Source organism: Rahnella sp. ChDrAdgB13, from assembly GCF_017655185.1.
Lineage (GTDB): Bacteria > Pseudomonadota > Gammaproteobacteria > Enterobacterales > Enterobacteriaceae > Rahnella > Rahnella contaminans.
Map to the genome: position 1 here is coordinate 1 of NZ_JAEMGT010000059.1, position 26,720 is coordinate 26,720.

The following is a 26,720-nucleotide window of genomic DNA, read 5'->3' on the forward strand; positions in this document are numbered from 1 at the left end:
CAACGTTGCGCAGCAACGGCCCGAAGGGCGAGGCCGCAGGCCGAGTCATCCTTCCCCCACCACCATCTCAAGACTCATCCCTGAGTCTCTTCTCCAAAAAGCACCTTTCCAGATTCCAATTCAAACCTGAACAAAATGTCCTGCTGATACTTCCTGATACTGCCTTTGCGGCGGAATAAAACCATTATCGCGCACCGGGCTTTTCAGCTCATCGACCTGCATCTGCCGTTTCAACATTCTGCGCGACGGATCCGGCACCGGCACTGACGCCATCAGTTTGCGCGTATACGGATGCTGCGGATTATCGAATATCGCCGCACGCGGGCCGATCTCAACAATTTCCCCCAGATACATGACCGCCACGCGATGACTGACCCGTTCCACCACCGCCATATCGTGCGAAATAAACAGATACGACAGATTCATGCTTTCCTGCAAATCGAGCAGCAGATTAACCACCTGCGCTTTCACCGACACATCCAGCGCGGAAACCGACTCGTCGGCCACAATCACTTTGGGATCCAACGTCAGCGCACGGGCGATACAAATTCGCTGACGCTGACCGCCGGAAAATTCATGCGGAAAGCGACGCAACATATCCGGCGACAACCCGACTTTTTGCATCAGCGACGCCGCTTTTTCCCGCGCATCGCTGCGGTTATGCAGTTTGTGTTGCAGCATTGGTTCGATCAGCGCGTCGCCAATGCGCATACGCGGATTCAGACTGGCAAACGGATCCTGAAAAATCATCTGGATGCGCTGACGCATTTGCAAAATATCGCGTTTACCCAGATTCATCACATCAAAACCGTCGAAATTAATCGCGCCGCTGTGCGGCTTCAGCAAACGCGTCACGGCGCGGCCGGTCGTCGATTTTCCGCAGCCGGATTCCCCGACCAGTGAAAGCGTTTCGCCCTGGAATAATTCGAAGCTGATGTTTTCAACCGCATGAACTGCGCCGACCTGACGGCTGAATACGCCCCCATATACGGGAAAACGCGCGCTCAGATTCTTCACCGATAGCAGCGGCGTCAGCCCGGCATCGACCGTTCCGGCCACTTCCTGCGGCGTATTCGCCTCACCGGTTTGCAGATTGATTTGCGGGAAACGCAGCGGCCAGTCGCGGCCGCGCATCGATCCGAGTTTGGGCACGGCGGCCAGCAGCGCACGGGTATAAGGATGTTGCGGGCGATGGAAAATATCCTCCGTCGCCCCGCTTTCCACCGCTTCGCCGCGGTACATCACCAGCGTCCGGTCGGCGATTTCCGCCACCACGCCCATATCGTGCGTGATAAACAAAACGGCCATGCCCTCTTCTTCCTGCAACGTTTTGATCAAGTCCAGAATCTGTCCCTGAATCGTCACGTCCAGCGCCGTTGTCGGTTCATCGGCAATCAGCAGTTTGGGTTTCAGCGCAAGCGCCATGGCAATCATCACGCGCTGACGCATCCCGCCGGAAAACTGATGCGGATACTCATCAAACCGTTTTGCCGTATTGGGAATGCGCACCTTCTCCAGCAGTTTCAGCGTTTCCGCCCGTGCCTGAGAAGAGGACATTCCCCGGTGACGTTTCAGGCTTTCGGCGATTTGCCGCCCGATGCTGAACGTCGGATTGAGCGACGTCATTGGTTCCTGAAAAATCATCGCCATCTCGTTGCCGCGAATATCACGCATCTCCTTATCCGATAACGCCAGCAAACTGCGCTGATTCAGCCGTACTTCTCCTTCAATCTGGCTGCTTTGCGCCTTGAGCAAACGCATCACCGACAGCGATGTAACGCTTTTTCCCGAGCCGGATTCGCCGACAATCGCCAGCGTTTCGCCGGGATAGACGTCAAACGACAAATCGCGCACCACCGGCAGCCAGTCGTCTTCCCCGCGAAAGGACGTGGTCAGATGCTTAACGCTCAGCACGGGCTGACGGTTTTGCGGCTCGTTCATCTTATTTGCTCCTTGCCGACAGCTGAACCTGCGGCACATAGCTGAAATCGCGGTCGAACGGGAAAGTTTTACGCGCCTTGCGGTTACGCGGAAGACGTTCGACGAACTGATCGACCACGCCGTTTGACAGCGCCATCAGATTCGGGCTGGCAATCGGCGCCAGCTCCGGCGACAGATAACCGGATTTCACCACCACGATATCCGCGGTATGCGGATCCAGCTCCAGGACTGTGAAATCGCTGATGTTGTGATACGGACGACGGCGCGCCGACACGACCACGTCAATGCCGCCAGTTCGCAATACCGCCTGACGGTCAGCCGGTGCCAGCGCATCGAGCAGGAAAATCACCTCAAACTCGCCTTTCACCTGCGGGCTGGAGTGATCCAGCGAAGCGCCCAGCGTCAGCGTTAATACCGATCCCACACCGGCGTTGAACGCCGCGTCGGTCGCAGGCGCGTCAGCAATTCCGGCTACCACTACATTTTGCGCATACTGTTTGATCAATTCCTGCAACACGTCCGCACGATCACCGACGCCGCCGCCGGTCGGGTTATCGCCGGAATCTGCCAGCACCACCGGACGGGTTTCACAGGCAATCGCTTTGCGCACGCAGGCTTCCACCGTATCGGTTTCACAACCGAACACGAAATCTTCACGCGCATCCCAGTAAGCCTGCGCCAGAGTTGTTGCCTGAACTTCGAGCGCAGCACGGTCAGTACCGGTCATGATCACCGCCGCCGTCGCACGCGGTTCATCGGCCCAGACGTAACCGACCATCAGCGAACTGTCCCACACGCCGTCCACTTCATCCATTTCCGGCAGACGGGCATACAAACTTTTCGCCGGTTCATCTTCTGTGCTGGTACGTTCGCCCGGCAGCACAACCGGCACCGGCACCCACAGCAGCGTCGGTTTTTCGCCGGTTTGCAGATGTTTCACTAACATGGCGACCGAGCGGCGCATGGTTTCTTCCACGTCGATGTGTGGCGCGGTGCGGTACGTCGAAAACATATCAATCGCATCGATAATTCGCTGCGAAACATTGCCGTGCAAATCGTAACTGACGCTGATCGGGCAGTCCGGCCCGACGGCTTTGCGCGCAGCGGCAATCCAGTCGCCTTCCGCATCTTCCAGCCCCTCGACATACATCGCGCCGTGCATCGCCAGATACAGGCCATCAAACGGTTTTTGCGCTTCCAGCCCGGCCAGCATTTCCGTTTTGAATTTGTCGTAAGTCGCCGGCGCGACCGGCCCGCCGGCAATGGCGCGGGCGTGGATTGTCGGCAAAAACGTCGCCGGATAATCTTGCAGAAAACGAAAACGCGGCGACGCCAGCAGCTGCGCGTCACGAACAACAGTGAAATCCTTTTCCTCGTTGAGAACCGGGTTGTAAGTGCTGCATTCAATATGAATACCGCTGACAGCTATACGCATGTTGATGATTCCTCAGACTGGCTTCAGGCCGACAAGAAAGCGGTGCGCAGCAATGCTTGCCGCCGCGCGCGCCCAGGTGTCGTCGTTTAGGGTGAAAGTGCGAACCGGCGTTTTCCCGGCGTTACCCGGCAACACGTTGGCTTCGATAGATTGCTGAACCACGGTGCCAAACAGGCCGGAAAAATCCGCGTCCTGATGGGCAATCAGGATCATGTCCGGGTCGTTAATCTGAATAAGATGGGATATCGCCAGGCCGAGCGCAGAACCGGCGCGATGCAAAATGCGGATCGCCGCGCTGACGCCCTGCATCGCCTGTTGTTCCAGCCCGCCGATGGTGATGGCATCCAGCCCTTCGGATCTGGCCATTTCAGCAATCGCATTGAGTGAAGCCAGCGTGTCCAGACAACCGCGCTTTCCGCAGCGGCACGGCGAACCGTTGAGCTCCAGCGTGCAGTGGGCAATTTCCCCGGCACCGCCGTGCAGCCCGCGGTGCAGTTTTCCGGCAATGAAATGCGCGCTGCCGATCCCCGCACCGTGGCTGACCAGCGTAAAACTGCTCAGATCACGCGCCTGACCGAAGTTTTTCTCACTCACCGCCAGCGCTTTGGCATCGTTCTCAATCGCCACATCCATGCCGGTGGCCTGCGAAATCAGCTTCGCCAGCGGCACATCGCGCCAGCCCAGCAGCGCCGACTGCACGCAGGTGGACTGATGTTCATCAATCAGGCCCGATAACGTCACCCCGAGCCCGACCGTTTTTTTGGCCGCTTCAGGATGCGGTTCAAGCAAGTCCGGCAGCGCCTGTGCGATGTTTTCTGCCAGCCGCTGCGGGTCGGAATCAGCCGCAAATGACACCCGTGAGAGAATTTCACCGTGCAGATTGATCAGCGCCATTTGCGCCGGATTTTGCAGCAAAGAAACGCCTGCAAACCACGCGCCGTCCGGGTGAACCACAAGGCGCACCGACGGCCTTCCCTGCCCGCTGCCGGGCACCGTTTCGGCTTCATGCAGAAAACCGGCGTCGATCATCTCGCGAACCACGCCGCCTATCGCCGCCTTGCTCATTCCCGAAAGCTGCGCCAGCTCTGTGCGGCTGATGCCGCCGGAGGCATTGACCGCCCCCAACATCTGACGTTGCAAAGTTGTTAGCATATTCGTTTCGCTGCTCTCAGTTTTGGCTCATCTGCATTGACATTAAACGGTAAAAATGGATATATCAATGCCAATTAGTTCACAAAATAAACTAAATGTTTCGATATAAGTATTTCATATGAACTATTTGTTAAAAAATGTCTTGTAATGAGATCTGTCGAATAACGCAATAAAACGACGTAGCCAGAGCCACTTAATCCGATTTTTCACGCAGAGGGCAGAACATGAAGATTACCCGTTACATCCGGCGTCCCGTGCAGTTATCACTGCTGAGCAGCGCCCTTCTCGCCGCGTTTTCGTTGCCGGTTGTCGCCGCCACGCTGAACGTGATGCAAAACGAAGCGCCGCGCAGCATGGACCCTGGCAACCAGACCGCCACGTTTACCGGCACGGTGCTGGATCCGATGTACGAAGGTCTGCTGCGCATGTCGCCTCAGCTGAAACCGGAAGCCGCGCTCGCCACCTCATGGAGCAGCGATGAAAGCGGTCTGGTCTGGACATTCAAACTGCGCAGCGGTGTAACATTCCACGACGGCACGCCGTTTAATGCCGACGCTGTGGTCGCCAACTTCGCCCGCCATCTCGACACCAAGCGCGGGCTGGCCGCCAGCGGACGTCTGCGCACCTTCCTCGAGAGCGTGACCAAAACCGACGAATCCACTGTTGTCTTCAAACTGAAAAAACCGTATCCGGCCTTCCTGAATTTACTCACCACCGGCGCGTGTCTGATGGTCAGCCCGGCGGCGGATAAAACCGGCACGCTCGACAGCAAAGCCGTCGGCACCGGCCCGTACAAAATGGTGCAGTACAAAACCGGCGAATTCGTGCTGGAAGAAAAATATCCGGGCTACTGGGGTGATAAAGCCGCCGGGCCGGACGACATCAAATGGACGTGGAGCGCCGAGCCGTCAGTCATGAACATGGCGTTGCAGGCCGGTGAAACCGACGTCATCAACCCGGTGCCGCCGCAGTTCGCCCGCGTACTGAAAAACAATCCGAAATTCAGCCTGCACGAAAGTCCGGGTGCCGCCGTGTTCTGGGTCGCGCTCAACACCGATCTCAAACCGCTTAGCGACGTTCGCGTCCGTCAGGCGCTGAACTACGCCACCGACCGCGACGGGCTGGTGCGCGCCATCATGTCCGGCTTCGCGCAACCGGCGAATTCCCCGCTGGCACCGGTTACCGCCGGTTATGACAAAACGCTGAACCCGTATCCTCTGGATCTCGCCAAAGCCAAAGCGCTGTTAAAAGAAGCCGGTGTCGCTGACGGATTCAGCATGTCGATTGCGGTGCAAGGTCAGGACGCGCGGATCGGCCAGGTGCTGCAAAGCATGTGGGCGAAAATTGGCGTGAAACTGGACGTGCGCATTATGGAAAGCGGCGTGTGGACCAAAGCCGCGTTTGCCGATCAGGCCGGAAAAAAAGCCGATAACACCGGCGCAATTCTGGCGTCATGGTCTTCCGGCGCGAACGGCGCAGATCTGCAACTTCGTCCGCTGTATTACAGCAAAAGCTTTGCACCGGGCGGCGCAAATCTCGGCTTCTTTAATGATCCGAAACTCGATGAAATGTTAGATAAAGCCGCGTCAACGCTGGATGAAAATACCCGCAACGCGATTTACGTGGAGGCGCAGAAAGAAATCAACCAGCAGGCGCCGCAGGTCTTGCTGTATTACCAGAATGATTTGTACGCCACCGGCACCGGGATTTCCGGCGTGACGATGATTCCGGGCGGTCAGATCGTGGTCAAAGACGCACAGAAAAAATAACAGCGTCATTTACGGTGGAAATGAGTGATGAAAGCCTATCTTGCCAAAAAACTTATCGCTTTCCCGATCATTCTGATCGGGGTGTCGATGCTGATTTTTGTGTCCATCCGTGCGCTGCCGGGCGATCCGGCACGCCTGATGGCCGGGCCTGAAGCCACACAGGAAGCGGTGGACGCCATGCGCGTGCGCCTCGGACTGGATCAGCCGTTGGTCACGCAATATCTGCATTTTGCCGGTAACGTGCTGCACGGCAATCTCGGCGTCTCGTTGCAGTCGCAACAACCGGTGACGCAGGAAATCGGCGAGCGTATGCCGTACACCCTGATGCTCGCCGTGCTGTCATATTTTCTGGCGGTAGCGATTGGCGTTCCGGCGGGCATGATAGGCGCGGTTTACCGCAACCGCTGGCCGGATTTTGGCGTGATGTTGCTGGCGATTGCCGGTGCGTCTGTCGCCAACTTCTGGCTCGGTCTGATGGCAATGAATACCTTTTCGGTGAATCTCGGCTGGCTGCCGCTGCTCGGCGCCACGTCGTGGAAAAGCTACATTTTGCCCTCGGTCACGCTGGCGGTTTTACCAATGGCCGTGATGGCACGCATGACACGTTCGAGCATGCTCGACGTATTGTCGGAAGATTACATCCGCACCGCGCGCGCCAAAGGGTTATCCGCCACCACGGTTTATTGCAGCCATGCCTTTCGCAACGCACTGATCCCGATTGTCACCATTGTGGCGCTCAATTTCGGCAGTCTGATTGGTGGCGCGGTGGTCACGGAATCCGTCTTCAACTGGCCGGGCATTGGCCGTCTGCTGGTCGATTCCGTACGCTATCGCGATTATCCGGTGATCCAGGGCGTCGCGCTGGTGGCCGTTTGCGGCGTGGTGGTGATGAACCTGCTCGGTGAATTACTGATAGCCTTCCTGAATCCAAAAATAAGGTTCGACTAATGTCTGCCATTATCACGCAATTACCCCGTCGCAAACCGCGCACGCTGCGGTTGTTTCGCTGGTGCTGGCGTCATCCTGCGGTGATACTCGGCGGCCTGATTGTCGGCCTGGTCGTCCTGATGGGGTTATTCGCGCCGCTGATCGCCCGCCACGATCCTTATGCACAGGATCTGATTGATACCCTGCTCGCGCCGAACGCCGATCACTGGTTTGGCACCGACGATTATGGCCGCGATATCTTTGCCCGCGTCATTTACGGCGCGCGGATTTCCATTGTCGAAGTGGTGCTGAGTGTCGGGCTGGCAATGATTATCGGCATTCCGTTAGGGATTATTGCCGGTATGGCCGGTCGTTATACCGACATGATCATCATGTGGTTTATGGACATGCTGTTTGCGTTTCCGGGCATCGTGCTGGCGATTCTGGTGGTCAGCATTCTCGGCGGCGGGCTGGTCAATCTACTGATCGCCATTTCGCTGTTCGCCATTCCGGTCTATGCGCGTCTGAGCCGTAACCTCACGCTCGGTTTAAAGCAGATGGAATACGTCGAAGCCGCGCAGGCGCTGGGGTTGTCGAATTACCGGATTATTGTCCATTACATTCTGCGCAACGCCATCGGCCCGATCATTGTGCAATCGACGCTGACCGCGGGCACCGTCATTCTCGCCGCCGCCAGCCTCTCATTTCTGGGTCTGGGCGTGCAGCCGCCGATGCCGGAATGGGGTACCATGATGAGCGATGGCCGTAACTTCCTCGGCATAAATATTTACCTTTCGCTGTTCCCGGGTCTGGCCATTATGCTGACCGTGCTTGGTTTTAACGTACTGGGCGACGGGCTGCGCGACTTACTGGACACACGCTCATGAGTTCTGCAGTTTTCTGCGCCGATATCGGCGGTTCATTTATTAAGTTTGGCGTTTCCCGCACTTCCGGCGAAGTGGAAGAATGCGGCAAAGTGCCGACACCCGTTTCGTCGTGGGATGATTTCGTGACGGCGATGCAAAACTTCATTACGCAGTTTGGCGGTGATTTACCCGCATCAACCCCGCTGGCGATCTCCACTGCCGGGCTGGTTTCTCCGCAAACCGGCGAACTGCTGGCGACCAATATTCCGGCCTTCACCGGACGCTCGCTGGCGAAAGATTTGAGCGCGGCGCTGAACCGCCCGGTCACCGCCGCTAACGACGCCGACTGTTTTGCACTGGCCGAAGCCCACGCCGGAAACGCGCAAAATCATGCGGTGGTTGTGGCCATTATTCTGGGTACCGGCGTCGGCGGCGGCGTGGTGATTAACGGCCATCTGGTTCGCGGCCACGGTGGCGTCACCGGCGAATGGGGACACGGCGCTATCACGCGCACCGAAGTCATGATTGACGGAGAAACCTACGCCGTTCCGAGTCTCAAATGCGGCTGCGGTCAGACCGGTTGCCTCGACATGCTGGGTGCCGCGCGCGGCCTTGAGCGCCTGCATAAGCATTTCCATCAGCAGGATAAAACCAGTCTGGAGATCGTCAGCGGCTGGCAAGCCGGTAATGCGTCCTGCGGGCTGACGGTAAACGCCTGGCTGCAAATCGTATCCGAACCGCTGGCGCTGCTGGTGAATATTCTCGGCCCTTCACGGATTGTCGCGGGCGGCGGCCTGGCGTCTGCGACGGCGCTGATTGCGGCGCTGGATCAGGCTGTGCGTAAAGGTGTTTTACATAATTATGCCGAGACACTGCTGGTACCGGGGAAATTTCTGACAGCTGGCGGGCTGGTGGGGGCATCGGTGATGGGGAGGATCGGGTCTTAAGTCAAGACCCTGGGTTGCCACCCAAACTGGCCTAAAGAGGCGCCAGCCGCCGCGCCTCTTTAGAATCTCCGGCTATTAAACAACATGCTATCGCTGGGACGACGGACATGTTCTGGCAAATTTGCAGGTGGTGCAAATCCTGGCACTGTGTGCTTCCTTCGCCCGGTCTTCAAGCCATAGGTCTCGAAGCCGCTCCGCTCAGCAGGATTTTGAGCGCGCCATTTTTAGATCGCTGGTGGGTCATGTCCTTTCTTATTTTTTATAAACTTAATGCATCACGCATGCGGTTTTCGACGGTTTGTTTTTGTTCCCGGGTCAGTGCGCGCAGCGGAAGGCGCGGGTTGCCGGCGTCGATGCCGTGCAGTTTCATCGCGGCTTTGCCTGCGGCGACACCGCCGAATTCCACCAGTACGCGAATCAGGGCTACAACGCGATCCATGCCCTGACGGACGGCGGTCTGATTTCCGGCGTTAAAGTCATCAATGATTTTATGGAACAACGGCGCGGCGTAGTTATAGGTGCTGCCGACTGCGCCGATGGCACCGACAGCCAGACCGCCGGGGAGGTGTTCGTCGACGCCAAACGGGATATCGAATTTACCGCCACTCACACGCTGGCAGCGCTGGAATTCATACAAATCTGCGCTGTTGAATTTAATGCCAGACAGGTTCGGGATTTTGGATCCGCCTTTGATCAGGAACTGTTCCATATCCAGATTCACGCCAGACATGCCGGAATGGTAATAATAGAAACCTTTCGACGGTGCCGCCGATGCTATCGCCTGACAGTAATCAATCAGGTCATCCACGTTTGCCGGTTTAAAGAAGCACGGCCCGATCACCGACGTGGCAAAAATGTCCAGCGATTCGGCGTGACGCGATAATTCCACTGCGTCTTTAATACTGAGTGCGCCGGTGTGCAGCGTAATGCTTAATTTTCCCTGCGCCGCTTTTACCCAGCGTTCGGCGATTTTTTTGCGTTTTTCAACTGAACAGTGAATACCTTCACCGGTGGTTCCGCAGACATAAACGCCCTTCACGCCATCGTTCACCAGATGTTCCGCTATCTGATCGATGACCGGAAAATTCACCTCACCCTGCGCATCAAATGGCGTGTGTGGAGCAGCAATCAGACCTGTTAATTTTTTCATGTGCTTTCTCATCAATGGGAAGTTAAGGGAATCAGTCCGTTTTCTCAGAAACCGGTCAGTTTGTTCTGTTCATTTTGCGCAATGGCTTTACAAAACCAGCCGCAAATATGTTCGATACGCGTCACGGCAGAACCGACGGTAACGGCATAAGCGCCCGCTGCCATTACTTCAGCAGCCAGCGCGGGGGAGTTATAACGACCTTCGGCAATCACCCGGCATCCGGCCTGCGCCAGTGCGCGGACCAGCGCAATATCCGGTGCTTCGGGCACCGGCGTTTGGGTATAGCCCGAGAGCGTGGTGCCGATAAAATCACAGCCCAGTTTTTGCGCCAGAAGACCATCTTCGAGACATGATGCGTCGGCCATCGTCAGGCATCCGGCTTCGCGGGCGCGCTGATACAACGCCTCAACCGGCACGGGGCGAAAACGCTGTGTGACGTCAAAAGCAATAATGTCGGCTCCGGCGGCGCTCAGCGCGTCAACATCTTCCAGCCAGGGCGTGATCCGCACGTCAGAATCCGGCAGGTCACGTTTGATGATGCCGATAACCGGCGCATCCGTGGCCCGGCGCACCGCTTCAATGTTGCGGATGCCTTCAATACGCAGCGCCACCGCCCCGCCGTCGAGCGCCTCACACGCCATCGCGGCGACGATTTCCGGTTTGTCCATGGCACTGCCGGGCACCGGCTGGCAGGAAACGATCAGCCCTTTGTCCAGCAGGGTCAGGAGATCATTCATGTTGCGCACGTTTGTCTTTACCATGAACTCAAAACTCCAATATTAAATATTAAATGAAGTATAACTCCAATCATGGTAGATCTTTTGTTCTCAGGGCGCAATGACGCAAATCGCCGTTACCGCTTCATGTTAGTGACCGGCATTCAGTTTTATGAGGAAAACGCAGATGGGAAACGTGTTAGCACTGGATATTGGCGGGACAAAAATTGCGGCGGCCATGGTGGCGCAAGACGGCACGGTGTCGGAACGTCAGCAGATCGCCACGCCACACGGTGATGCCGCCGGGTTAGCCGGCGCGCTGGAAAAGCTGATTACCCCGTGGCGTAACCGGGTCGATCTGATTGCCGTTGCCTCGACCGGCATCATCAGTCAGGGGCGGCTGACTGCGCTGAACCCGAGGAATCTCGGCGGGCTGTCAGGGTTTCCTTTACAAGACTGCCTCCGCGCCGTAGCGGATTTACCGAATGTGGTACTCAATGACGGACAGGCTGCGGCGTGGGCGGAATATCAGGCCGTGCAGGAAACCTGCGATAACGCACTGTTTGTCACCGTCTCAACCGGCGTGGGCGGCGGAATTATCTGGAACAGAAAATTATTAACCGGCCGCAACGGGCTGGCCGGGCACATCGGCCATACCGCGTTTGATCCGCAAGGCGGGCTGTGCGGCTGCGGGCGTCGCGGTTGTGTCGAAAGCGTCGCATCGGGTACCGCCATCGGCCATGCGATGATGGAGAACGCCAGACCGCTGGGCGCGGAACAGGTTTTCGAACGCGCCCGCGCGGGAAATTGCGACGCGCAACGGGTGATCAGCCGTTCAGCGGACGCCGTTGCGTCAATGCTGGCAGATATGCATATTTCTCTGGATCTGGACGTCGTCATGATGGGCGGCAGCGTCGGGCTGGCGGAGGGGTATCGGGAAAAAGTGGCGCATGCGCTTAACCAGTTACCGGCGATTTACCGGGTTGCGCTGCGCTCTGCGCATCACCGGCAGGACAGCGGTTTAATCGGTGCAGCATTATGGGCCAGAGCCACATTGTAGCCCTGTGCGGCGGTAATCAGGCTTCACGGAGTCAGCCAACTATGTAATGATGTGCACCGGTTAAATCATTGTTTCTGTCACTCTTTCCCCCGAGGTGTCCACGTGAAAACGGGTGCTCAACATTTCAAACCAGGTAAAATTCTTGATGCTCTGGGGGCGATGCAAAACAGCCTGACCCGCTCCGCGCAGCGCATTGCGGTTTATATTCAGGCCGAACCTTCCAAAGTCACGCAACTTTCCCTCGCTGAACTTTCCACCCTCACGCAGGCCGGTGAAGCCACGATTATCCGTTTCTGCCGCACGCTGGGTTACAAAGGGTTTCAGGATTTCAAAATGGATCTGGCGATCGAAGTGGCGACGCGTCCGGATCCCGAAGAAAGCCTGCTGGACGCCGATGTTCAGGACGCCGACAGCCCGCAGGCGATTGCCGGAAGATTGCAGTCAGCGATCAATAACGTGCTGACCGAAACCATCAATCTGCTGTCGCTGGAAAACGTTGAACAGGTGGTGAAGCTGATGCGCCCCGCCGACCGGATTTGTATTTTCGGGCTGGGCTCTTCAGGCATTACCGCTGAAGACGCGAAAAGCAAGCTGATGCGTATCGGACTGCGTGTTGACGCAGCGACCAACAATCACTTTATGTACATGCAGGCTTCTCTGATGAAGCCCGGCGATGTCGCCATCGGCATCAGCCATTCCGGCACCTCCGCCGAAACGGTACATGCGCTGAAACTGGCGAAAGAAGCCGGTGCGGCCACCGTCGCGCTGACTCATAATGTCGGTTCTCCCATCACCGACATGGCCGATTACGTGCTGATCAACGGCAACAAGCAGGGTCAATTGCAGGGCGACTCCATCGGCACCAAAATCGCGCAACTGTTCGTTCTCGACCTGATTTACGCGCTGCTGGTGAAAGCCGATCCTGTGCAGGCGGAGCAAACCAAACGTAAAACCACGCAGGCCATCAGCCAGCACGGCGCCCGCTAAAACCATTTCCTGCCGCATTTTCCGGCTTTCATCGCGCTGATCCTTTTTCAGCGCGCCTTGTGACCTCTCCATCCTGCTGCTTATCTTTCCCTGTTCAGCATTTCACCTTCTTTATCACACTTTTCTCAGTCAGTGATTGAAATGCAGGAGCGATCTAATACACTCAAATGGAGTTTTACTCCTAATTAATATTTAACTTGGAGCAAAACGCGGTAAAAGCTGAAAACGAAAACAGAGACGATGAGCGACCCCCGACAACAATTTTGCCCGTGACCGACGGGATGTGGAGAGAGCGACGATATGAGCAATTCATTACGGCCTCGTGCTGACAGGCCAGAGACTAAAGCGCCCCGCTGGTACAAACAATTGTCACCTGCGCAATGGAAAGCCTTCGCCGCCGCCTGGGTCGGTTACGCCCTGGACGGGTTTGATTTTGTGATTATCACGCTGGTGCTGACGGACATTAAACAGGAGTTCGGCCTGACGCTTCTACAGGCCAGCAGTCTGATTTCCGCTGCCTTTATCTCCCGCTGGTTTGGCGGATTAGTGCTCGGCGCGATGGGCGACCGGTGTGGCCGCAAACTGGCGATGATCACCAGCATCGTCCTCTTTTCCTGCGGCACGCTGGCCTGCGGGCTGGCACCGGGTTACACCACATTATTTATCGCGCGCCTGGTTATCGGCATCGGCATGGCAGGCGAATACGGCTCCAGCTCAACATACGTGATGGAAAGCTGGCCGAAAAACATGCGTAACAAAGCCAGCGGATTTCTGATCTCCGGCTTCTCAATCGGTGCCGTGCTGGCGGCGCAGGCATACATTTATATCGTTCCGGCTTTCGGCTGGCGGATGCTGTTTTACATCGGATTGCTGCCGATCATTTTCGCGCTGTGGCTGCGTAAAAACCTGCCCGAAGCCGAAGACTGGAAAGAATCTCAGCGCAAAAACCAGCAAAGCAAACAGCACAGTGACCGCAACATGGTCGATATTCTCTATCGCAGCCGCCTCAGTTATCTCAACATCGGGCTGACTCTTTTTGCCGCCGCGGCGCTTTACGCCTGTTTCACCGGCATGGTGTCTGCGCCTTTCGTCGCCGTGCTCGGGATTTCCTGCGCTGCCATTTTCATCTGCTTCATGGTGCAAACCAGCGGCGAACGCTGGCCGACCGGTGTGATGCTGATGCTGGTGGTGTTCTGCGCCTTCCTGTATTCGTGGCCGATTCAGGCATTGTTACCGACATACCTGAAAATAGATCTGGGTTATGACCCGCATACCGTTGGCAACGTCCTGTTTTTCAGCGGTTTCGGCGCGGCAGTCGGCTGTTGCGTCGGCGGCTTCCTCGGCGACTGGCTGGGCACGCGCAAAGCCTACGTCACCAGCCTGCTGATCTCTCAGTTGCTGATTATTCCGCTGTTCGCCATCAAAGGTTCGGACATGCTTTTCCTCGGCGGACTGTTGTTCTTACAACAAATGCTTGGTCAGGGCATCGCGGGATTACTGCCTAAAATGCTCGGCGGATATTTTGATACCGAACAGCGCGCGGCCGGTCTGGGTTTCACCTATAACGTCGGGGCGCTGGGCGGCGCACTGGCACCGATACTGGGCGCGTCGATTTCCCAGCATCTCAGCCTCGGCACTGCGCTGGGTTCGCTGTCATTCAGCCTGACGTTTGTCGTTATTCTGCTGATTGGTTTTGATATGCCTTCCCGCGTACAGCGTTGGATCCGCCCTTCCGGCCTGAGAATGCACGACGCCATCGACGGTCAGCCCTTCAGCGGCGCAGCGGGGGTAAAACCGGCGTTTCAGAAACCGGGATGCGCGCGCAGTTAAACCGGCACACAGCAAAAAGGGCCACTCTGGCCCTTTTCTTTAAGTGAGATCCCCCCGTCTGAGCCGGTACAGGCAATGCTCCTCAAGCCAGTTTCCCTTCTCCACGGCCGGATGGTTGAAGTTTTCACTGATATCACACGTCATCCCCATTTTCTTCATCACCGCCTGCGAGCGCCTATTCGGCAAGGCTGTAAAGGCCACGATTTCATCCAGCCCGAGCTGTTCAAATCCGGCATTCAGTGCTGCACGCGCCGCCTCGCTGCAATAGCCCTTTCCCCATACGTCCGCACGTAGCCGCCAGCCGATTTCCACACACGGCGTAAACGGCAAATCATAGCCGGGCGTATGCAGACCCACAAAACCGATAAACTCACCGGTATCACGTAGCTCCACCGCCCAGATCCCCCAGCCGCGAACTGCAATCAAATCCCGGCAACGGGCGAGCATCTCGTCGCTTTTTTCCCGGGTCATTGTGGACGGAAAAAACTCCATCACCCGCGGGTCAGCATTCATTTCAGCAAACGGACCGGCATCGCTGTCGCGCCACTGCCGCAGCGTCAGTCGGGGCGTCACGATTTTCAGTGGTGGAAAGGCCACCGGAACGGTAAAGGTTTCCATGAATAACTCCTTGTTGTGGCTCGCGCAATAACCGGCGAAAGTGTTTATTACCACACGCGGCGCGAATTTTACATTCGTGAACTCATCAGCCTGGAAATCCGCGGAGTTATTCCCGTCAAAATAAAGCTGACAAACCGCCGCTTTCCCATTACATGTATTCATATCATTGATGAATATATTGGGATCACAAACATGCTTTTTCACCGCTATCACGGGCTGGGTAACGATTATCTGGTCTGCCACCACAGCGTCGCAAGCCTGCTGACAAATCAGCAAATTCAGCGCATCTGCGACCGCCATTACGGCATCGGTTCTGACGGATTACTGATCGACTTCGATGACGCAGAAATCCCGACATTACGCATCATCAATCCCGACGGCTCCGAGGCGGAGAAAAGCGGCAACGGCCTGCGTATCTACGCCCGATATCTGTTTGATATTGGCCGCGTCGGGCATACGCCGTTTCTGGTGAATACGCTGGGTGGTCAGGTGCGTTGCGAAGTCACAGAAGGCGCGCATCAGGTGATTGTGGATATGGGGCAGGCAAAATTTGCGCCGTCGGCATTACCGGCGAGCGTCGAAGGCAACGAAGCGCTGGCGTTGCCGCTGGTCGTCGGTGGCCATCAGCTCAGCGCCACACTGGTGTCGATGGGCAATCCGCATTGCGTGATTTTGGTGAAGAAGCTCGACCTGGATTTAGTCAGACAACTGGGCGCAGAAATCGAAACGCTGGCAATTTTCCCGAAACGCACCAACGTTCAGTTTGTTGAAGTGCTGGACCGCAACAACATCAGCGTCGGGATCTGGGAACGCGGCGCAGGTTACACGCTGGCGTCCGGCAGCAGCAGTTGCGCTGCCGCCAGCGCCATGCGCAAACTTGGATGCGTGGACGACAACGTTACGGTGCATATGCCGGGCGGCACACTGGCGATCAGCTTCAGCGGTGATTTTCAGGTCAACATGCGCGGACCGGTGCAAAAAATCGCCTCCGTCGTGCTTGATGACGACTGCTTTTGGGACATGCCGGAATAAATTTCCTCGCGCTTTTCTCCCCGCCCTCTTTTCATTTTCGCCTTAACGTTCCCCCGACGGCAGCCTGCCTGCCGTAATTCGCTCACCCATCGTGATAAACAAAACTCATACCTGCATAATGATTTTATGGCAGACAGCGCGCTTTCCAGCCCCTAAGTTGGTTATCAGGAAGCACCACAATGAATAACCAACTCATTGTTTAATAAATAAAATAATTTTAATAAAACCCCATCACGGCACGCCGGTGTGCTCCGGAAGTCAGTGAGTATTTTTTCAAAGTTTTAATCCGATCACATATTAATAAAAAAAACAGAGAGCGTACCCTATGAGCAACAACACCATCGTGGATGTTAAAACGTGGATAGACGAACGCCCGATATCAAAATATCAATGGGTGGTTCTGGGGCTGTGTTTCATCATCATTATGTTCGACGGCTACGACGCGGCGGTGATGGGTTTTATCGCCCCGGCGCTGATTGAAGACTGGGGCATCAGCCGTGCGGAAATGGGGCCGATCCTGGGTGCAGCCATGTTCGGCGTCGCCATCGGCGCGCTGATTGCCGGGCCAAACGCCGACCGTTTCGGGCGAAAACGCGTCCTGATGTGGTCCATTCTCTGCTTCGCCCTGTTCAGCCTGCTGAGTACCTTCGCCCGCACGCCGGTGGAAATGGCCATTTTACGTTTTCTCACCGGCCTCGGTTTAGGCGCGGTCATGCCCAACACCGTCACACTGGTCTCGGAATACATGCCGGAGCGCCGCCGCAGCCTGATGATCACCGTGATGTACAGCGGCTTTAACGTCGGCTCCGGTGCCGGAGGCTTTGTCGCCGCCGGTTTGTTACCGCATTTTGGCTGGAAAGCGGTGATCTTCGCAGGCGGCATTGTGCCGCTGCTGATGCTGCCATTGCTGATGTGGATCCTGCCGGAATCGGCGATGTACATGGTGGTGCGCAACGTTGCGAAAGAGAAGATTGCCAAAGTGCTGACCCGCGCCGGTGGCCTGTTCAGCGCGGAAACCAAATTCGTCCTGAAGGCGCCGGTGATTCAGAAAAAAGCCAAAGTCTTCCAGCTGTTCACCAATGGTTACGCCAAAGGCACGATTGTTCTGTGGGTCACGTATTTCATGGGGCTGTTCGTGATTTACCTGCTCAACGGCTGGCTGCCAACCATTATGCGTAACGGCGGTTTCTCGCTGGAACGTGCCGCTATCGTCGCCGGTTTATTCCAGCTCGGCGGCACCTTCGGCGGCCTGATGGTCGGCGGTCTGATGGATAAATTCACCGCGAAACGCGTCATCGCCGGTTTCTACATCATGGGCATGATAAGCCTGCTGTCGCAGGGTATCGGCAACTTCGGCCCGGACGTGCTGGCGCTTCTGGTCTTCATCAGCGGCGTGTGTATTAACGGCGCACAGACCGGGCTTCAGGCGTTCTCCCCGGCCTTCTACCCGACCGAAATGCGCGCCACCGGTGTCTGCTGGATGCACGGTATTGGCCGCAGCGGCGCGATTATCAGCTCGTCAATGGGCGGCGTCCTGCTGGGCATTTTCTCCGGCCAAAACATGATCTTTATTATTCTGGCGTTGCCTGCCCTGCTGGCCGGCCTGAGTATTCTTTTGCACCGCGCGGCACACCCGGCCGAGATGATCAAAGGCGTTGATATTACTGACATCCCGGAGTTGTCGCGCACCATGAACATCCGCTAACCTTACGTTAGCCTCCTTATAATTAGAAACATAAATATACTGACGCAGCGGCTGCGCTGCGATTACCCTACAAAAAGTTCAGAGGATTTAAGATGGCTAAGATCATAGGCGGTTTAGCGGTTTCACATACCCCGACTATCGGTTTCGCAGTGGATCACAACAAACAGGACGAAAGCGCCTGGGCACCGATTTTCGAGAGTTTTGCACCGATGCAAAAATGGCTCGAAGAAAAGAAACCCGACGCGCTGGTGTACATCTTCAACGACCACGTCACATCCTTTTTCTTTGATCACTATTCGGCATTTACGTTAGGCATTGATGACCACTATGAAGTCGCGGATGAAGGTGGTGGCCCGCGCGACTTGCCGCCAGTGAAAGGCCATGCGGCGCTGTCTCAGCACATCGGAGCCAGCCTGATGGCAGACGAATTTGATATGTCGTTCTTCCAGGACAAACCGCTGGATCACGGCCTGTTTTCACCGCTTTCCGCGCTGATGCCGCATGAAGGCGGCTGGCCGACGCAAATCGTTCCGCTGCAAATTGGCGTGTTGCAGTTCCCGATCCCGACGGCGCGCCGTTGCTACAAACTCGGTCAGGCGCTGCGTCGCGCCATCGAAAGTTTCCCGGAAGATCTGAATGTGGCGATTGTCGCCACCGGCGGCGTTTCCCATCAGGTTCACGGCGAACGTTGCGGCTTTAACAACCCGCAGTGGGACGAACAGTTTGTCGATATGATTGTGAACGATCCGGAACGTCTGACCCAAATGACGCTGGCGGAATTCGCCACGCTCGGCGGGCTGGAAGGTTCCGAAGTCATCATGTGGCTGGTGATGCGCGGCGCGCTGTCTGGCAACGTGAAGAAACTGCATCAGGCCTATTATCTGCCGTCGATGACCGGTATCGCCACGCTGATCCTCGAAAACCAGTCCCGCGAAGCGCCGGTGGACGTGCAGCAGCGTCAGCGCGATAAAATAGCACAACAGCTGGCGGGCGTGGAAAAACTGCCGGGCACCTATCCGTTTACGCAGGCGCGCAGCCTGAAAGCATTCCGGATGAACCGGTTCCTGCATCGTCTGATCCAGCCCGCATGGCGCGAGCGTTTCCTCACTGACCAGAATGCGATGTTTGCCGAAAACAAACTGACCGCTGATGAACAAAAACTCCTGCGCGAACTCGACTGGCGCGGGATGATTCATTATGGCGTGAGCTTCTTCCTGCTGGAAAAACTCGGTGCCGTGGTGGGCGTGTCTAACTTACATATTTATTCCGCGATGCGCGGTGAAACGCTGGAAGAATTCCAGAAGACCCGCAATCAGCAAGTTCTCTACTCAGTAGCAGGTAAAGCGAAAGCATGACGATATTTGAGCAACCCAAGATCGACACTCATCATCACGTGTTTGATCCGGCGCGCTTCCCGTACCTTCCGGACACGCCGTACCGTCCGGAAGGGCACGAGATTGGCACCGCCGATTATTACCGTGCGGTGATGCAAGCCTACAACATCCGCCACTCCCTGATTGTCGGCCCGACGTCAGGGTATAACACCGACAGCTCATGCCTGCTCGATGCGCTGGAAAAAGGTAACGGCCGCTTCAGGGGCATCGCCGTGGTGCCTTTTGATATTTCGCTGGAAAGACTCGCCGCGCTCAAACTGGCCGGCGTGGTCGGTATCGCGATGAATGTGGCGATGCTCGGCACCGCACCTTTTTTACACCTCGACGCCCTGATGGGACGCCTGACCGAACTGGACATGTTCGCCGCCATTCAGGTACAGGACGACCAGCTGCTGGCACTTTTGCCGCTGATCAACCGCACGAAAACCCGCCTGCTCATCGATCACTCCGGCCGCCCGGATGTGACGCAAGGTTTGCAGCAACCGGCGTTTCAGGCGCTGTTGCAGCTCGCGAGCCAGCAACGCGTCTGGGTGAAACTGTCCGGCTTATCGAAATTCAGCCGTCAGCCTTTTCCGTATCAGGACGGCCACGCTTATCAGCACGCGCTGCTTGAAGCATTCGGCGCAGAACATTGCATGTGGGGATCAGACTGGCCGTTCCTGCGCGCAGAACACCGGATGGATCTCGGCACATTACTGATGCTGGTGGAACAGTTATTCCCGGATGAGAAAACGCGGCACCAGATCCTGTGGCAGACGCCTAAAGACCTGTTTGGTTTTGCAGATTACTGAAGAAAGGAAGACCCTATGAAATACAAAATTGCCGTCTTTAACGGCCCGAACCTGAATCTGCTCGGCACCCGCGAACCGGAAACTTACGGTTATGACACGCTGGCAACCCTCGAAACCTTGTGTCATCAGACAGGGAAAAGCTGCGGTGCGGAAATCGAATTTTTCCAGACCAACCATGAAGGCGATTTAATCGACCGCATTCAGGCCTGCCGCGGCACCACCGACGCCATCGTGCTGAACGCCGCGGCCTGGACCCACACGTCTGTCGCCCTGCGCGACGCCGTCACCGCCGTCAGCCTGCCGCTGTACGAAGTCCATATCACCAACGTGCATAAACGCGACGCCTTCCGCCACCACTCTTTCCTCTCCGACGTTTCCGTCGGTGTGATCTGCGGTTTCGGCATCCAGGGATACGAATATGCCATCCGCCAGGCTGTGGTGAATTTGAGTAAGTAAACCGCCCGCCAGATAAAGTGTAAAAAACCTAACATGCCCCCGGTCAATTCCCTTTCCTGCGAGGAATAACATAGCCAGTGGCCACTTTACTCTTCCGGATTACATAGTTATTGGCCGCTTTCAAAAATCACGCTGAAAGGAGAGGTGGAAAACCGCGTATCTTTTCGCGCGGTTCGTAATCCGACTGGAAGGAACCGCGCAGCGGCGGGATTTTGCGGCACGAGCAGAAGTTGCTGAAACAGTGCCAGCGAGCGGTAGCGCGTGTTGAAAAAGTGGGGAGAAATCCCAAAGAGGGAAAGTACTTCCCTCTTTGGGTCGGTTTTGGCGCAGGAAGCTAAGTGATCACAGTGATTGAAAAACCGAAGCTTTCCCGATAAGCAGTTGAAAAATCGTTCAAGCTATCCGGTGGCTCACCCGTAATTCACAATCACCTGATTGCCGATGACCCGTAGCGGCGTATTCATCGCCCCATTTCCCGTGACGAAATACACAAACCGCAGCGGGGAGCGGGCGGTCTGGCCGTAAAACGAACGCGTCGAACCGCTGTCCGCATCCAGCTCCACGCAGTGATTCAGGGTGTTGCAGAGTTTCACCTGTAATCCTGCCGGTCTTGCGCCGAGCACTTCATATTTCCAGCTGACCGTGGTGATCGTCGCCGAACTTTTTTGCCTGACCGGCGCGGAATCTGCGGCGGCCAGCGGCGGTGACGACATCATCACGCCCCGGTTTTGCAGCGTTACGCCGCGCTGAGTATCCGACCAGGAACCTGATGCGGCAACGGCAGGCAGGCTTATCAGGCTGAGGACGAGCAGCACGGTGCGAAGCATCTTATTCACCACCAATGGTGGCGGTCATGCGGATCTGGCGGCTGTCGGTCATTTCGAGATTCGACATCACCACAATCTGCGGCAGTGAGCGGCGCAGGAAGCGCGACAACAGCGGGCGCAGCGCGTGATTCACCAGCAGGACCGGTGGCGCGCTGAGCATATCCTGACGCTGTAACGCGGCTTCAGACTGGGTTAACAGACGATCGGCCAGCCCCGGTTCTAGTCCGCCGCCGCTTTGCAGCGCCTGTAACAGCAGACGTTCAAGCGCCGTATCCAGCCCGATAACCTGTACTTCGCCATTACCCGGGAACCATTGCTGAGTAATCGCCCTGCCCAGCGCGACGCGAACTACCGCCGTCAGTTCGTTTGGATCAGGCTGGTTTGGCGCGTATTCCGCCAGCGTTTCAACAATCGTGCGCATGTCGCGAATCGACACACGTTCGGACAACAGATTTTGCAGCACCTTGTGCATGTTGGTCAGGGAAATCACGCCCGGAATGAAATCTTCCGTCAGCTTCGGCATTTCCTTGGTGACGCGCTCCATCAGTTCCTGCGTTTCCTGACGGCCAAACAATTCTTTGGCGTGCAGGCTGATCAGGTGATTGAGGTGCGTCGCCACCACGGTACTGGCTTCGACCACGGTGAAGCCCTGAATTTGTGCCTGTTCGCGCATCGCCGGTTCAATCCATACCGCCGCCAGCCCGAACGCCGGATCGACCGTCGGTTCACCCGGCAGTTCGCCAATGGCGTTACCCGGGTTGATCGCCATCCAGCGCCCCGGATGTGCGGTCCCTGTACCGATTTCGACGCCTTTCATCAGGATGCGGTAACCGGCAGGCGGCAGTTCGAGGTTGTCGCGGATGTGGATCACCGGCGGCAGATACCCCATCTCCTGCGCGAATTTCTTACGGATACTGCGGATACGCCCCAGCAGTTCGCCGTTTTGCGCAAAGTCCACCATCGGAATCAGGCGGTAGCCCACTTCCATACCCAGCGGATCTTCAAGCTGTACGTCTGACCAGCTGGCTTCCACCAGCTGTTTGCCGCTGTCGGCTGCCGACGGTGCCGCTTCTTTTGCCGCAGGAGCTTTCTGCTCCTGACCGCGCGTCCACCACGCCAGCGCCAGCAAAGCGCCGGTGAACAGCAGGAAAACCAGATTTGGCATGCCCGGCACCATGCCGAGCAGCCCGAGAACACCGGCACTCAGCATCATGACGCGCGGATTGCGGAACAGCTGGGTGACCATCTGCTCGCCGACGTCCTGATTGGTGCCGACGCGGGTCACGATGACACCGGCAGCGGTGGAGATCACCAATGCAGGGATCTGCGCGACCAGACCGTCACCGATGGTCAGCAAGGTGTAACTTTCTGCGGCGTGGCCGAGATCCATACCGTGTTGCAGCACGCCCACCAGCAGGCCGCCGACCACGTTGATGATCATAATCATCAGACCGGCGACAGCGTCACCGCGCACGAACTTACTCGCACCGTCCATCGAACCGTAAAAGTCTGCTTCCTGCGTGACATCGCTGCGGCGTTTTTTCGCTTCGTCTTCGCCAATTAAACCGGCGTTTAGGTCGGCGTCGATCGCCATCTGTTTACCTGGCATCCCGTCGAGGACGAAACGCGCGCCAACTTCGGCGATACGCCCGGCACCTTTGGTGATAACCATAAAGTTAATCAGCACCAGGATGATAAACACCACGATACCGATGGCAAAATTACCGCCGACCAGGAAGTGGCCGAATGCTTCAATAACCCGCCCCGCCGCCGCGCCGCCGGTGTGACCTTCCAGTAAGATCACGCGCGTGGAGGCGACGTTGAGCGACAGACGTAATAAGGTTGAGAACAGCAGGATGGTCGGGAAAGCCGCAAAATCGAGCGTCCGCTGGGTGAACATCGCCACCAGCAACACCATGATAGACAGCGCAATGTTGAACGTGAACAACAAGTCGAGAAGGAACGGCGGCAAAGGCAGCACCATCATCGACAGGATCATCAGGATGAGGATTGGGCCTGCCAGAACCTGCCATTGTCCGGACTTAAAGTTGGCGGGTAAACGCAGCATCGCGGCCAGATTAGCCATGGGTATCACTTTCTCCTGCAAAATCCAGACCGTCAGGCACTGGCAAATGTTGAGGTTTTTTCGGGATCAGTCCGCCTTCGCGCTTCCAGCGTTTAAGCTGATAAACCCAGGCCAGAACTTCGGCAACCGCGGCATACAGCGCGGTCGGGATTTGCTGACCAATTTCACTGTGCCGGTAAAGCGCACGCGCCAGCGGCGGCGCTTCCAGCATCGGAATTTTGTGTTCGGCACCCAGCTCTTTAATGCGCAGCGCCACATCACCTGCGCCTTTCGCCAGCACTCTCGGTGCGCTCATTTTGTTTTCGCTGTACTGCAATGCGACGGCGTAGTGCGTCGGGTTGGTCACAATGACGTCGGCTTTCGGCACATCGGCCATCATGCGGCGGCGTGCCATGGCGCGCTGTTGCTGGCGGATACGGCCTTTAACATGCGGGTCGCCTTCCTGGCTTTTATGTTCGTCGCGGATATCCTGCTTACTCATGCGCAGTTTTTTCAGGTTGCTCCAGATTTGCCAGAACACGTCGAACGCCACCATCGGCGTTAACCCGAGAACCACCATCAGCCCGCAGAACGCCACCATGTTCAGCGCTTCGCCGAGTGCGGGGATCGTCGGCTGCGCCATCAGCCGCATCATGTCCGGCCATTTGTGCCACACATAAAAACCGGCGACAGAGCCGACCAGCAGCGCTTTCAGGATGGCCTTGAGCAATTCGGCCAGCACCTGACCGGAGAACAAACGCTTAAATCCGGCAATCGGATCCATACGACTGAATTTCGGTGCAAAAGATTTCCCGCTGAACATCAGCCCGCCGAGCAACAGCGGCGCAGCCAGCGCGATCAGGATCAGGCCGCCGATAACCGGCAATAATGCCCAGACAGCGCGGCCCAGCAGTGTCGCCATTTGCTGCAATACCTGGCGGTCGTCGCTGACCATGCCGTGATCAAATTTCAGCCCCTGCGAAATCATCACCCCCAGCTGACGCGCCATCGATTCACCGGAAACCCACAACAACGTCAAACCGCCCCCGAGCATCAGCATCGAGGTCAGTTCGCGCGAACGCGGGATTTGCCCTTCTTCACGGGCTTTTTCCAGCCTGTGGGATGTGGGGGCTTCTGTCTTTTCGAGATCGCTGTCTTCAGCCACCGGTGTTTCCTATCAGCATTTACCCGGCGCAAAGAGCGGCGGGCACAATTTCATGCATAGCATGACAAAAGCGGCCAAGTCTTATGGATGGAAAAGAGGCAGGTTTTGAGGTCTGTTTACTAAATCAAATGAACAAATTTCTCAAAGATCCTTACGCTGCGGGATGCCACTTTAGGAATTCACTGACTTTTCGTGGGTTTATTCTTATGGAATGATCAAAAAAATAGCATATGTGGCCTTCCTTTTTGAGAAGTTTAGACGTTAGAATTCCTCCGCCAAACTGATCAGTTTTTATTTTGTGGATAGCACTGCTGTGTAAAATTCATTGCCTGAAATCACCGTTAATCGCCCTGAAAAAATGAGTTTTCTTTCACGTTGATTTCAGGCGAAATTATTACATTACCGTTTTTTCTGATATTTCCCTGAACATGCATGACTGACATTTGTGGAACTCTCTGCGAAAAAGCTCGCCGGTGATCAAAATAACATCCCTTAGCCTCTCTTTGTTCCGGGACTTAAACAGTCCCGTAAGAACATAAATCATCTGCAATTAATCAAGGAAAGAAAAAATATGAGCGGGAGAAAGTACTTAACTCAGGTTGAGATGGAGAGACTCGTCGGTACAGTTTCGACAGGAATTAACAAAACTCGCGATAAATGCATGTTATTAATGTGTTTTATTCACGGCCTCCGGGTCAGCGAGCTGGCTAATTTACGGGTTAAGGACGTTGAACTTTCGACACAAATAATTTATATCAACCGGCTTAAAAACGGGTTTTCCGTTCAACATCCCATTCAGGACAGGGAAATGATCGTTATTAAGGAGTGGCTTGAAATACGCGCACAATATCTTGACTCTGACTCGGAATGGTTATTTCTTTCACGTCACGGCGGGCAACTGTCCCGGCAACAACTCTATCGTTTGTTCCGTAAATACGGCGAGGAGGCGGGAATTAACGTGGCGGTTCATCCGCATATGCTCAGGCACGCCTGTGGTTATGCGCTGGCAGATACCGGCTGCGACACCCGGCTGATTCAGGATTATCTCGGCCACAGAAATATTCAGAACACGGTTATTTATACCGCCAGTAATGCCGGACGATTCAGGTCAATCACCATATAACGGGCACGTGTCCACCCGTCAGGTGCCGCTGTGTGCGGCTCACCGGGCTTATCCATTTAGCGGGGATTGCAAAATCCCCCACAGTTCACAGGCCATTTTTGAGCAGCAGGAACAATTCCGCATCGGTGGTGATGTGCAGCTTGCGCATGACATTACACTTATGCGCACTGACGGTTTTGATGCTGAAATTTTTCAATTCTGCAATCTGGCTGAGGCTCATGCCGTTGAGGAGGTATTTAATAATCTCATTTTCACTTTGCGTCAGCCGGAACCCGGTGCGCTGACTGGCCGCATCCTGCTCTGCTAACGTGCAGCAAATCAGCGGGCTTAACACTTTTTTTTTCGCCAGCGCGTGGCGGAATAAGTCGTCGGTAATCACCGGCGACTCTCCGCGCGCAATCAGGCTGATATTGCTGAATTTGAGCAATTTTTTCAGTTTTTCGGCGTCGTGACAAAGCGTATAAACCACTATGATCAGCTGCGGAAATTGCAGGCTCAGGCGCTGAAGAATTTCCTGCCCTTCCTGAATACTTTCCTGATAACCATGAAGATCAGTGATGAGAATGTCCACCGACTGGTACATCAGGCCTTCTGCAATGCGGCCCAGGCTGGTCTCTCCCATCCGGATATCACAGGTCTCGTCGATGGAGTTAACCAGATAGGACAGCCCGGAAAGCGTCAGCGGATGGCTGTCCATCAGGGCGATCGTCCGGGGTTTGATGTGGGCGTGAATCATGGTGTAGCTCCCTGACTTGCCGGGAATA

At 56.1% G+C, this 26,720-nt stretch carries 23 protein-coding genes and 1 other RNA gene; 14 read left to right on the forward strand and 10 right to left on the reverse strand.

Annotated elements, in window-relative coordinates; all coding sequences use genetic code 11:
- Nucleotides 1-65, forward strand: a non-coding RNA gene (locus J8X26_RS15745) — RtT sRNA; the annotation flags it as partial.
- 55 nt (nt 66-120) lie between these two features.
- Here J8X26_RS15745 and J8X26_RS15750 read toward each other — a convergent pair.
- Genes J8X26_RS15750 through J8X26_RS15760 form a run of 3 tightly spaced genes read right to left on the reverse strand, consistent with a single transcriptional unit; the run spans nt 121 to nt 4,528 of the window.
- Complete coding sequence (locus tag J8X26_RS15750; protein WP_208951344.1) at nt 121-1,941, reverse strand: ABC transporter ATP-binding protein; 1,821 nt, start codon at nt 1,939-1,941, stop codon at nt 121-123.
- A gap of 1 nt (nt 1,942) precedes the next feature.
- Complete coding sequence (locus J8X26_RS15755; protein ID WP_208951345.1) at nt 1,943-3,376, reverse strand: M81 family metallopeptidase; 1,434 nt, start codon at nt 3,374-3,376, stop codon at nt 1,943-1,945.
- A 12-nt stretch (nt 3,377-3,388) separates the two neighbouring features.
- Nucleotides 3,389-4,528: an ROK family transcriptional regulator gene (locus tag J8X26_RS15760; RefSeq protein ID WP_208951346.1), complete on the reverse strand. Its 1,140-nt coding sequence runs from the start codon at nt 4,526-4,528 to the stop codon at nt 3,389-3,391.
- Between the two features lie 224 nt (nt 4,529-4,752).
- Here J8X26_RS15760 and J8X26_RS15765 point away from each other — a divergent pair, with 224 nt between their 5' ends.
- Genes J8X26_RS15765 through J8X26_RS15780 form a run of 4 tightly spaced genes read left to right on the forward strand, consistent with a single transcriptional unit; the run spans nt 4,753 to nt 9,037 of the window.
- Entirely contained in the window at nt 4,753-6,297 is a 1,545-nt protein-coding gene (locus J8X26_RS15765) for an ABC transporter substrate-binding protein (protein WP_208951347.1), read from the forward strand.
- Nucleotides 6,298-6,324: 27 nt separating this feature from the next.
- Nucleotides 6,325-7,245, forward strand: coding sequence for an ABC transporter permease (locus J8X26_RS15770; RefSeq protein WP_208951348.1), 921 nt, complete (start codon nt 6,325-6,327; stop codon nt 7,243-7,245).
- The gene (locus J8X26_RS15775; RefSeq protein WP_208951349.1) at nt 7,245-8,111 is read left to right on the forward strand and encodes an ABC transporter permease; all 867 of its coding nucleotides are present in this window, start codon (nt 7,245-7,247) and stop codon (nt 8,109-8,111) included. The genes J8X26_RS15770 and J8X26_RS15775 overlap by 1 nt, the downstream gene beginning before the upstream one ends.
- A complete protein-coding gene (locus J8X26_RS15780; protein ID WP_208951350.1) occupies nt 8,108-9,037 on the forward strand; it encodes an ROK family protein in 930 nt (309 codons plus the stop codon). The genes J8X26_RS15775 and J8X26_RS15780 overlap by 4 nt, the downstream gene beginning before the upstream one ends.
- 259 nt (nt 9,038-9,296) lie before the next feature.
- Here the strand turns inward: J8X26_RS15780 and J8X26_RS15785 are convergent, their stop codons facing one another.
- Both J8X26_RS15785 and J8X26_RS15790 read right to left on the reverse strand, forming a co-directional pair.
- Nucleotides 9,297-10,187 (reverse strand): dihydrodipicolinate synthase family protein, encoded by an 891-nt coding sequence (locus J8X26_RS15785; RefSeq protein ID WP_208951351.1) that lies wholly within the window; start codon nt 10,185-10,187, stop codon nt 9,297-9,299.
- 44 nt (nt 10,188-10,231) lie between these two features.
- The gene (locus J8X26_RS15790) at nt 10,232-10,948 is read right to left on the reverse strand and encodes an N-acetylmannosamine-6-phosphate 2-epimerase (RefSeq protein WP_208951352.1); all 717 of its coding nucleotides are present in this window, start codon (nt 10,946-10,948) and stop codon (nt 10,232-10,234) included.
- Nucleotides 10,949-11,090: 142 nt separating this feature from the next.
- On the opposite strand from J8X26_RS15790, the gene J8X26_RS15795 reads away from it, so the two are divergent.
- The 3 genes from J8X26_RS15795 to J8X26_RS15805 all read left to right on the forward strand — a co-directional run bounded on the left by J8X26_RS15795 (nt 11,091) and on the right by J8X26_RS15805 (nt 14,780).
- Nucleotides 11,091-11,963 (forward strand): N-acetylmannosamine kinase, encoded by an 873-nt coding sequence (locus J8X26_RS15795; protein ID WP_208951353.1) that lies wholly within the window; start codon nt 11,091-11,093, stop codon nt 11,961-11,963.
- Between the two features lie 102 nt (nt 11,964-12,065).
- On the forward strand, nt 12,066-12,950 hold the full coding sequence (locus J8X26_RS15800) for a MurR/RpiR family transcriptional regulator (protein ID WP_165057103.1): 885 nt from the start codon (nt 12,066-12,068) through the stop codon (nt 12,948-12,950).
- 300 nt (nt 12,951-13,250) lie between these two features.
- Nucleotides 13,251-14,780 carry an MFS transporter gene (locus tag J8X26_RS15805; protein ID WP_208951354.1) on the forward strand — a complete coding sequence of 510 codons (1,530 nt, stop codon included), beginning with the start codon at nt 13,251-13,253 and terminating at the stop codon, nt 14,778-14,780.
- Between the two features lie 39 nt (nt 14,781-14,819).
- Here the strand turns inward: J8X26_RS15805 and J8X26_RS15810 are convergent, their stop codons facing one another.
- Nucleotides 14,820-15,398 (reverse strand): GNAT family N-acetyltransferase, encoded by a 579-nt coding sequence (locus J8X26_RS15810; protein WP_152325895.1) that lies wholly within the window; start codon nt 15,396-15,398, stop codon nt 14,820-14,822.
- Nucleotides 15,399-15,590: 192 nt separating this feature from the next.
- On the opposite strand from J8X26_RS15810, the gene dapF reads away from it, so the two are divergent.
- The 5 genes from dapF (at nt 15,591) to aroQ (ending at nt 20,776) form a co-directional block, all read left to right on the forward strand.
- Nucleotides 15,591-16,430: a diaminopimelate epimerase gene (dapF, locus tag J8X26_RS15815; protein WP_244370611.1), complete on the forward strand. Its 840-nt coding sequence runs from the start codon at nt 15,591-15,593 to the stop codon at nt 16,428-16,430.
- Between the two features lie 325 nt (nt 16,431-16,755).
- Nucleotides 16,756-18,135, forward strand: a complete 1,380-nt coding sequence (locus J8X26_RS15820) for an aromatic acid/H+ symport family MFS transporter (protein WP_165057100.1) — start codon at nt 16,756-16,758, stop codon at nt 18,133-18,135.
- 92 nt (nt 18,136-18,227) lie between these two features.
- Entirely contained in the window at nt 18,228-19,490 is a 1,263-nt protein-coding gene (locus J8X26_RS15825) for a gallate dioxygenase (RefSeq protein ID WP_165057099.1), read from the forward strand.
- Nucleotides 19,487-20,320, forward strand: a complete 834-nt coding sequence (locus J8X26_RS15830) for an amidohydrolase (protein WP_208951355.1) — start codon at nt 19,487-19,489, stop codon at nt 20,318-20,320. The genes J8X26_RS15825 and J8X26_RS15830 overlap by 4 nt, the downstream gene beginning before the upstream one ends.
- A 15-nt stretch (nt 20,321-20,335) precedes the next feature.
- On the forward strand, nt 20,336-20,776 hold the full coding sequence (gene aroQ / locus J8X26_RS15835; protein ID WP_208951356.1) for a type II 3-dehydroquinate dehydratase: 441 nt from the start codon (nt 20,336-20,338) through the stop codon (nt 20,774-20,776).
- A gap of 410 nt (nt 20,777-21,186) precedes the next feature.
- On the opposite strand, the gene J8X26_RS15840 is transcribed toward aroQ, so the two are convergent.
- Genes J8X26_RS15840 through flhB form a run of 3 tightly spaced genes read right to left on the reverse strand, consistent with a single transcriptional unit; the run spans nt 21,187 to nt 24,833 of the window.
- Nucleotides 21,187-21,603 carry a flagellar protein FlhE gene (locus J8X26_RS15840; RefSeq protein WP_208951357.1) on the reverse strand — a complete coding sequence of 139 codons (417 nt, stop codon included), beginning with the start codon at nt 21,601-21,603 and terminating at the stop codon, nt 21,187-21,189.
- Between the two features lies 1 nt (nt 21,604).
- Entirely contained in the window at nt 21,605-23,689 is a 2,085-nt protein-coding gene (gene flhA / locus J8X26_RS15845) for a flagellar biosynthesis protein FlhA (protein WP_152325888.1), read from the reverse strand.
- Nucleotides 23,682-24,833, reverse strand: coding sequence for a flagellar biosynthesis protein FlhB (gene flhB, locus J8X26_RS15850; protein WP_152325887.1), 1,152 nt, complete (start codon nt 24,831-24,833; stop codon nt 23,682-23,684). Before flhB ends, flhA begins: the two co-directional genes overlap by 8 nt.
- A 553-nt stretch (nt 24,834-25,386) precedes the next feature.
- Here flhB and J8X26_RS15855 point away from each other — a divergent pair.
- Nucleotides 25,387-25,956 carry a tyrosine-type DNA invertase gene (locus J8X26_RS15855; RefSeq protein ID WP_275858576.1) on the forward strand — a complete coding sequence of 190 codons (570 nt, stop codon included), beginning with the start codon at nt 25,387-25,389 and terminating at the stop codon, nt 25,954-25,956.
- Between the two features lie 85 nt (nt 25,957-26,041).
- On the opposite strand, the gene J8X26_RS15860 is transcribed toward J8X26_RS15855, so the two are convergent.
- Nucleotides 26,042-26,692 (reverse strand): LuxR C-terminal-related transcriptional regulator, encoded by a 651-nt coding sequence (locus J8X26_RS15860; RefSeq protein WP_208951358.1) that lies wholly within the window; start codon nt 26,690-26,692, stop codon nt 26,042-26,044.
- Between the last annotated feature and the right edge of the window lie 28 nt (nt 26,693-26,720).

Coding starts and splice junctions, on each gene's coding strand:
- J8X26_RS15775 (WP_208951349.1), top strand. CDS start 7,245: ATGTCTGCCATTATCACGCAATTACCCCGTCGCAAACCGCGCACGCTG.
- flhA (WP_152325888.1), bottom strand. CDS start 23,689: ATGGCTAATCTGGCCGCGATGCTGCGTTTACCCGCCAACTTTAAGTCC.
- J8X26_RS15750 (WP_208951344.1), bottom strand. CDS start 1,941: ATGAACGAGCCGCAAAACCGTCAGCCCGTGCTGAGCGTTAAGCATCTG.
- J8X26_RS15805 (WP_208951354.1), top strand. CDS start 13,251: ATGAGCAATTCATTACGGCCTCGTGCTGACAGGCCAGAGACTAAAGCG.
- J8X26_RS15820 (WP_165057100.1), top strand. CDS start 16,756: ATGAGCAACAACACCATCGTGGATGTTAAAACGTGGATAGACGAACGC.
- J8X26_RS15760 (WP_208951346.1), bottom strand. CDS start 4,528: ATGCTAACAACTTTGCAACGTCAGATGTTGGGGGCGGTCAATGCCTCC.
- J8X26_RS15780 (WP_208951350.1), top strand. CDS start 8,108: ATGAGTTCTGCAGTTTTCTGCGCCGATATCGGCGGTTCATTTATTAAG.
- J8X26_RS15860 (WP_208951358.1), bottom strand. CDS start 26,692: ATGATTCACGCCCACATCAAACCCCGGACGATCGCCCTGATGGACAGC.
- aroQ (WP_208951356.1), top strand. CDS start 20,336: ATGAAATACAAAATTGCCGTCTTTAACGGCCCGAACCTGAATCTGCTC.
- J8X26_RS15810 (WP_152325895.1), bottom strand. CDS start 15,398: ATGGAAACCTTTACCGTTCCGGTGGCCTTTCCACCACTGAAAATCGTG.
- dapF (WP_244370611.1), top strand. CDS start 15,591: ATGCTTTTTCACCGCTATCACGGGCTGGGTAACGATTATCTGGTCTGC.
- J8X26_RS15785 (WP_208951351.1), bottom strand. CDS start 10,187: ATGAAAAAATTAACAGGTCTGATTGCTGCTCCACACACGCCATTTGAT.
- J8X26_RS15790 (WP_208951352.1), bottom strand. CDS start 10,948: ATGGTAAAGACAAACGTGCGCAACATGAATGATCTCCTGACCCTGCTG.
- J8X26_RS15830 (WP_208951355.1), top strand. CDS start 19,487: ATGACGATATTTGAGCAACCCAAGATCGACACTCATCATCACGTGTTT.
- J8X26_RS15795 (WP_208951353.1), top strand. CDS start 11,091: ATGGGAAACGTGTTAGCACTGGATATTGGCGGGACAAAAATTGCGGCG.
- J8X26_RS15770 (WP_208951348.1), top strand. CDS start 6,325: ATGAAAGCCTATCTTGCCAAAAAACTTATCGCTTTCCCGATCATTCTG.
- J8X26_RS15825 (WP_165057099.1), top strand. CDS start 18,228: ATGGCTAAGATCATAGGCGGTTTAGCGGTTTCACATACCCCGACTATC.
- J8X26_RS15765 (WP_208951347.1), top strand. CDS start 4,753: ATGAAGATTACCCGTTACATCCGGCGTCCCGTGCAGTTATCACTGCTG.
- J8X26_RS15755 (WP_208951345.1), bottom strand. CDS start 3,376: ATGCGTATAGCTGTCAGCGGTATTCATATTGAATGCAGCACTTACAAC.
- J8X26_RS15840 (WP_208951357.1), bottom strand. CDS start 21,603: ATGCTTCGCACCGTGCTGCTCGTCCTCAGCCTGATAAGCCTGCCTGCC.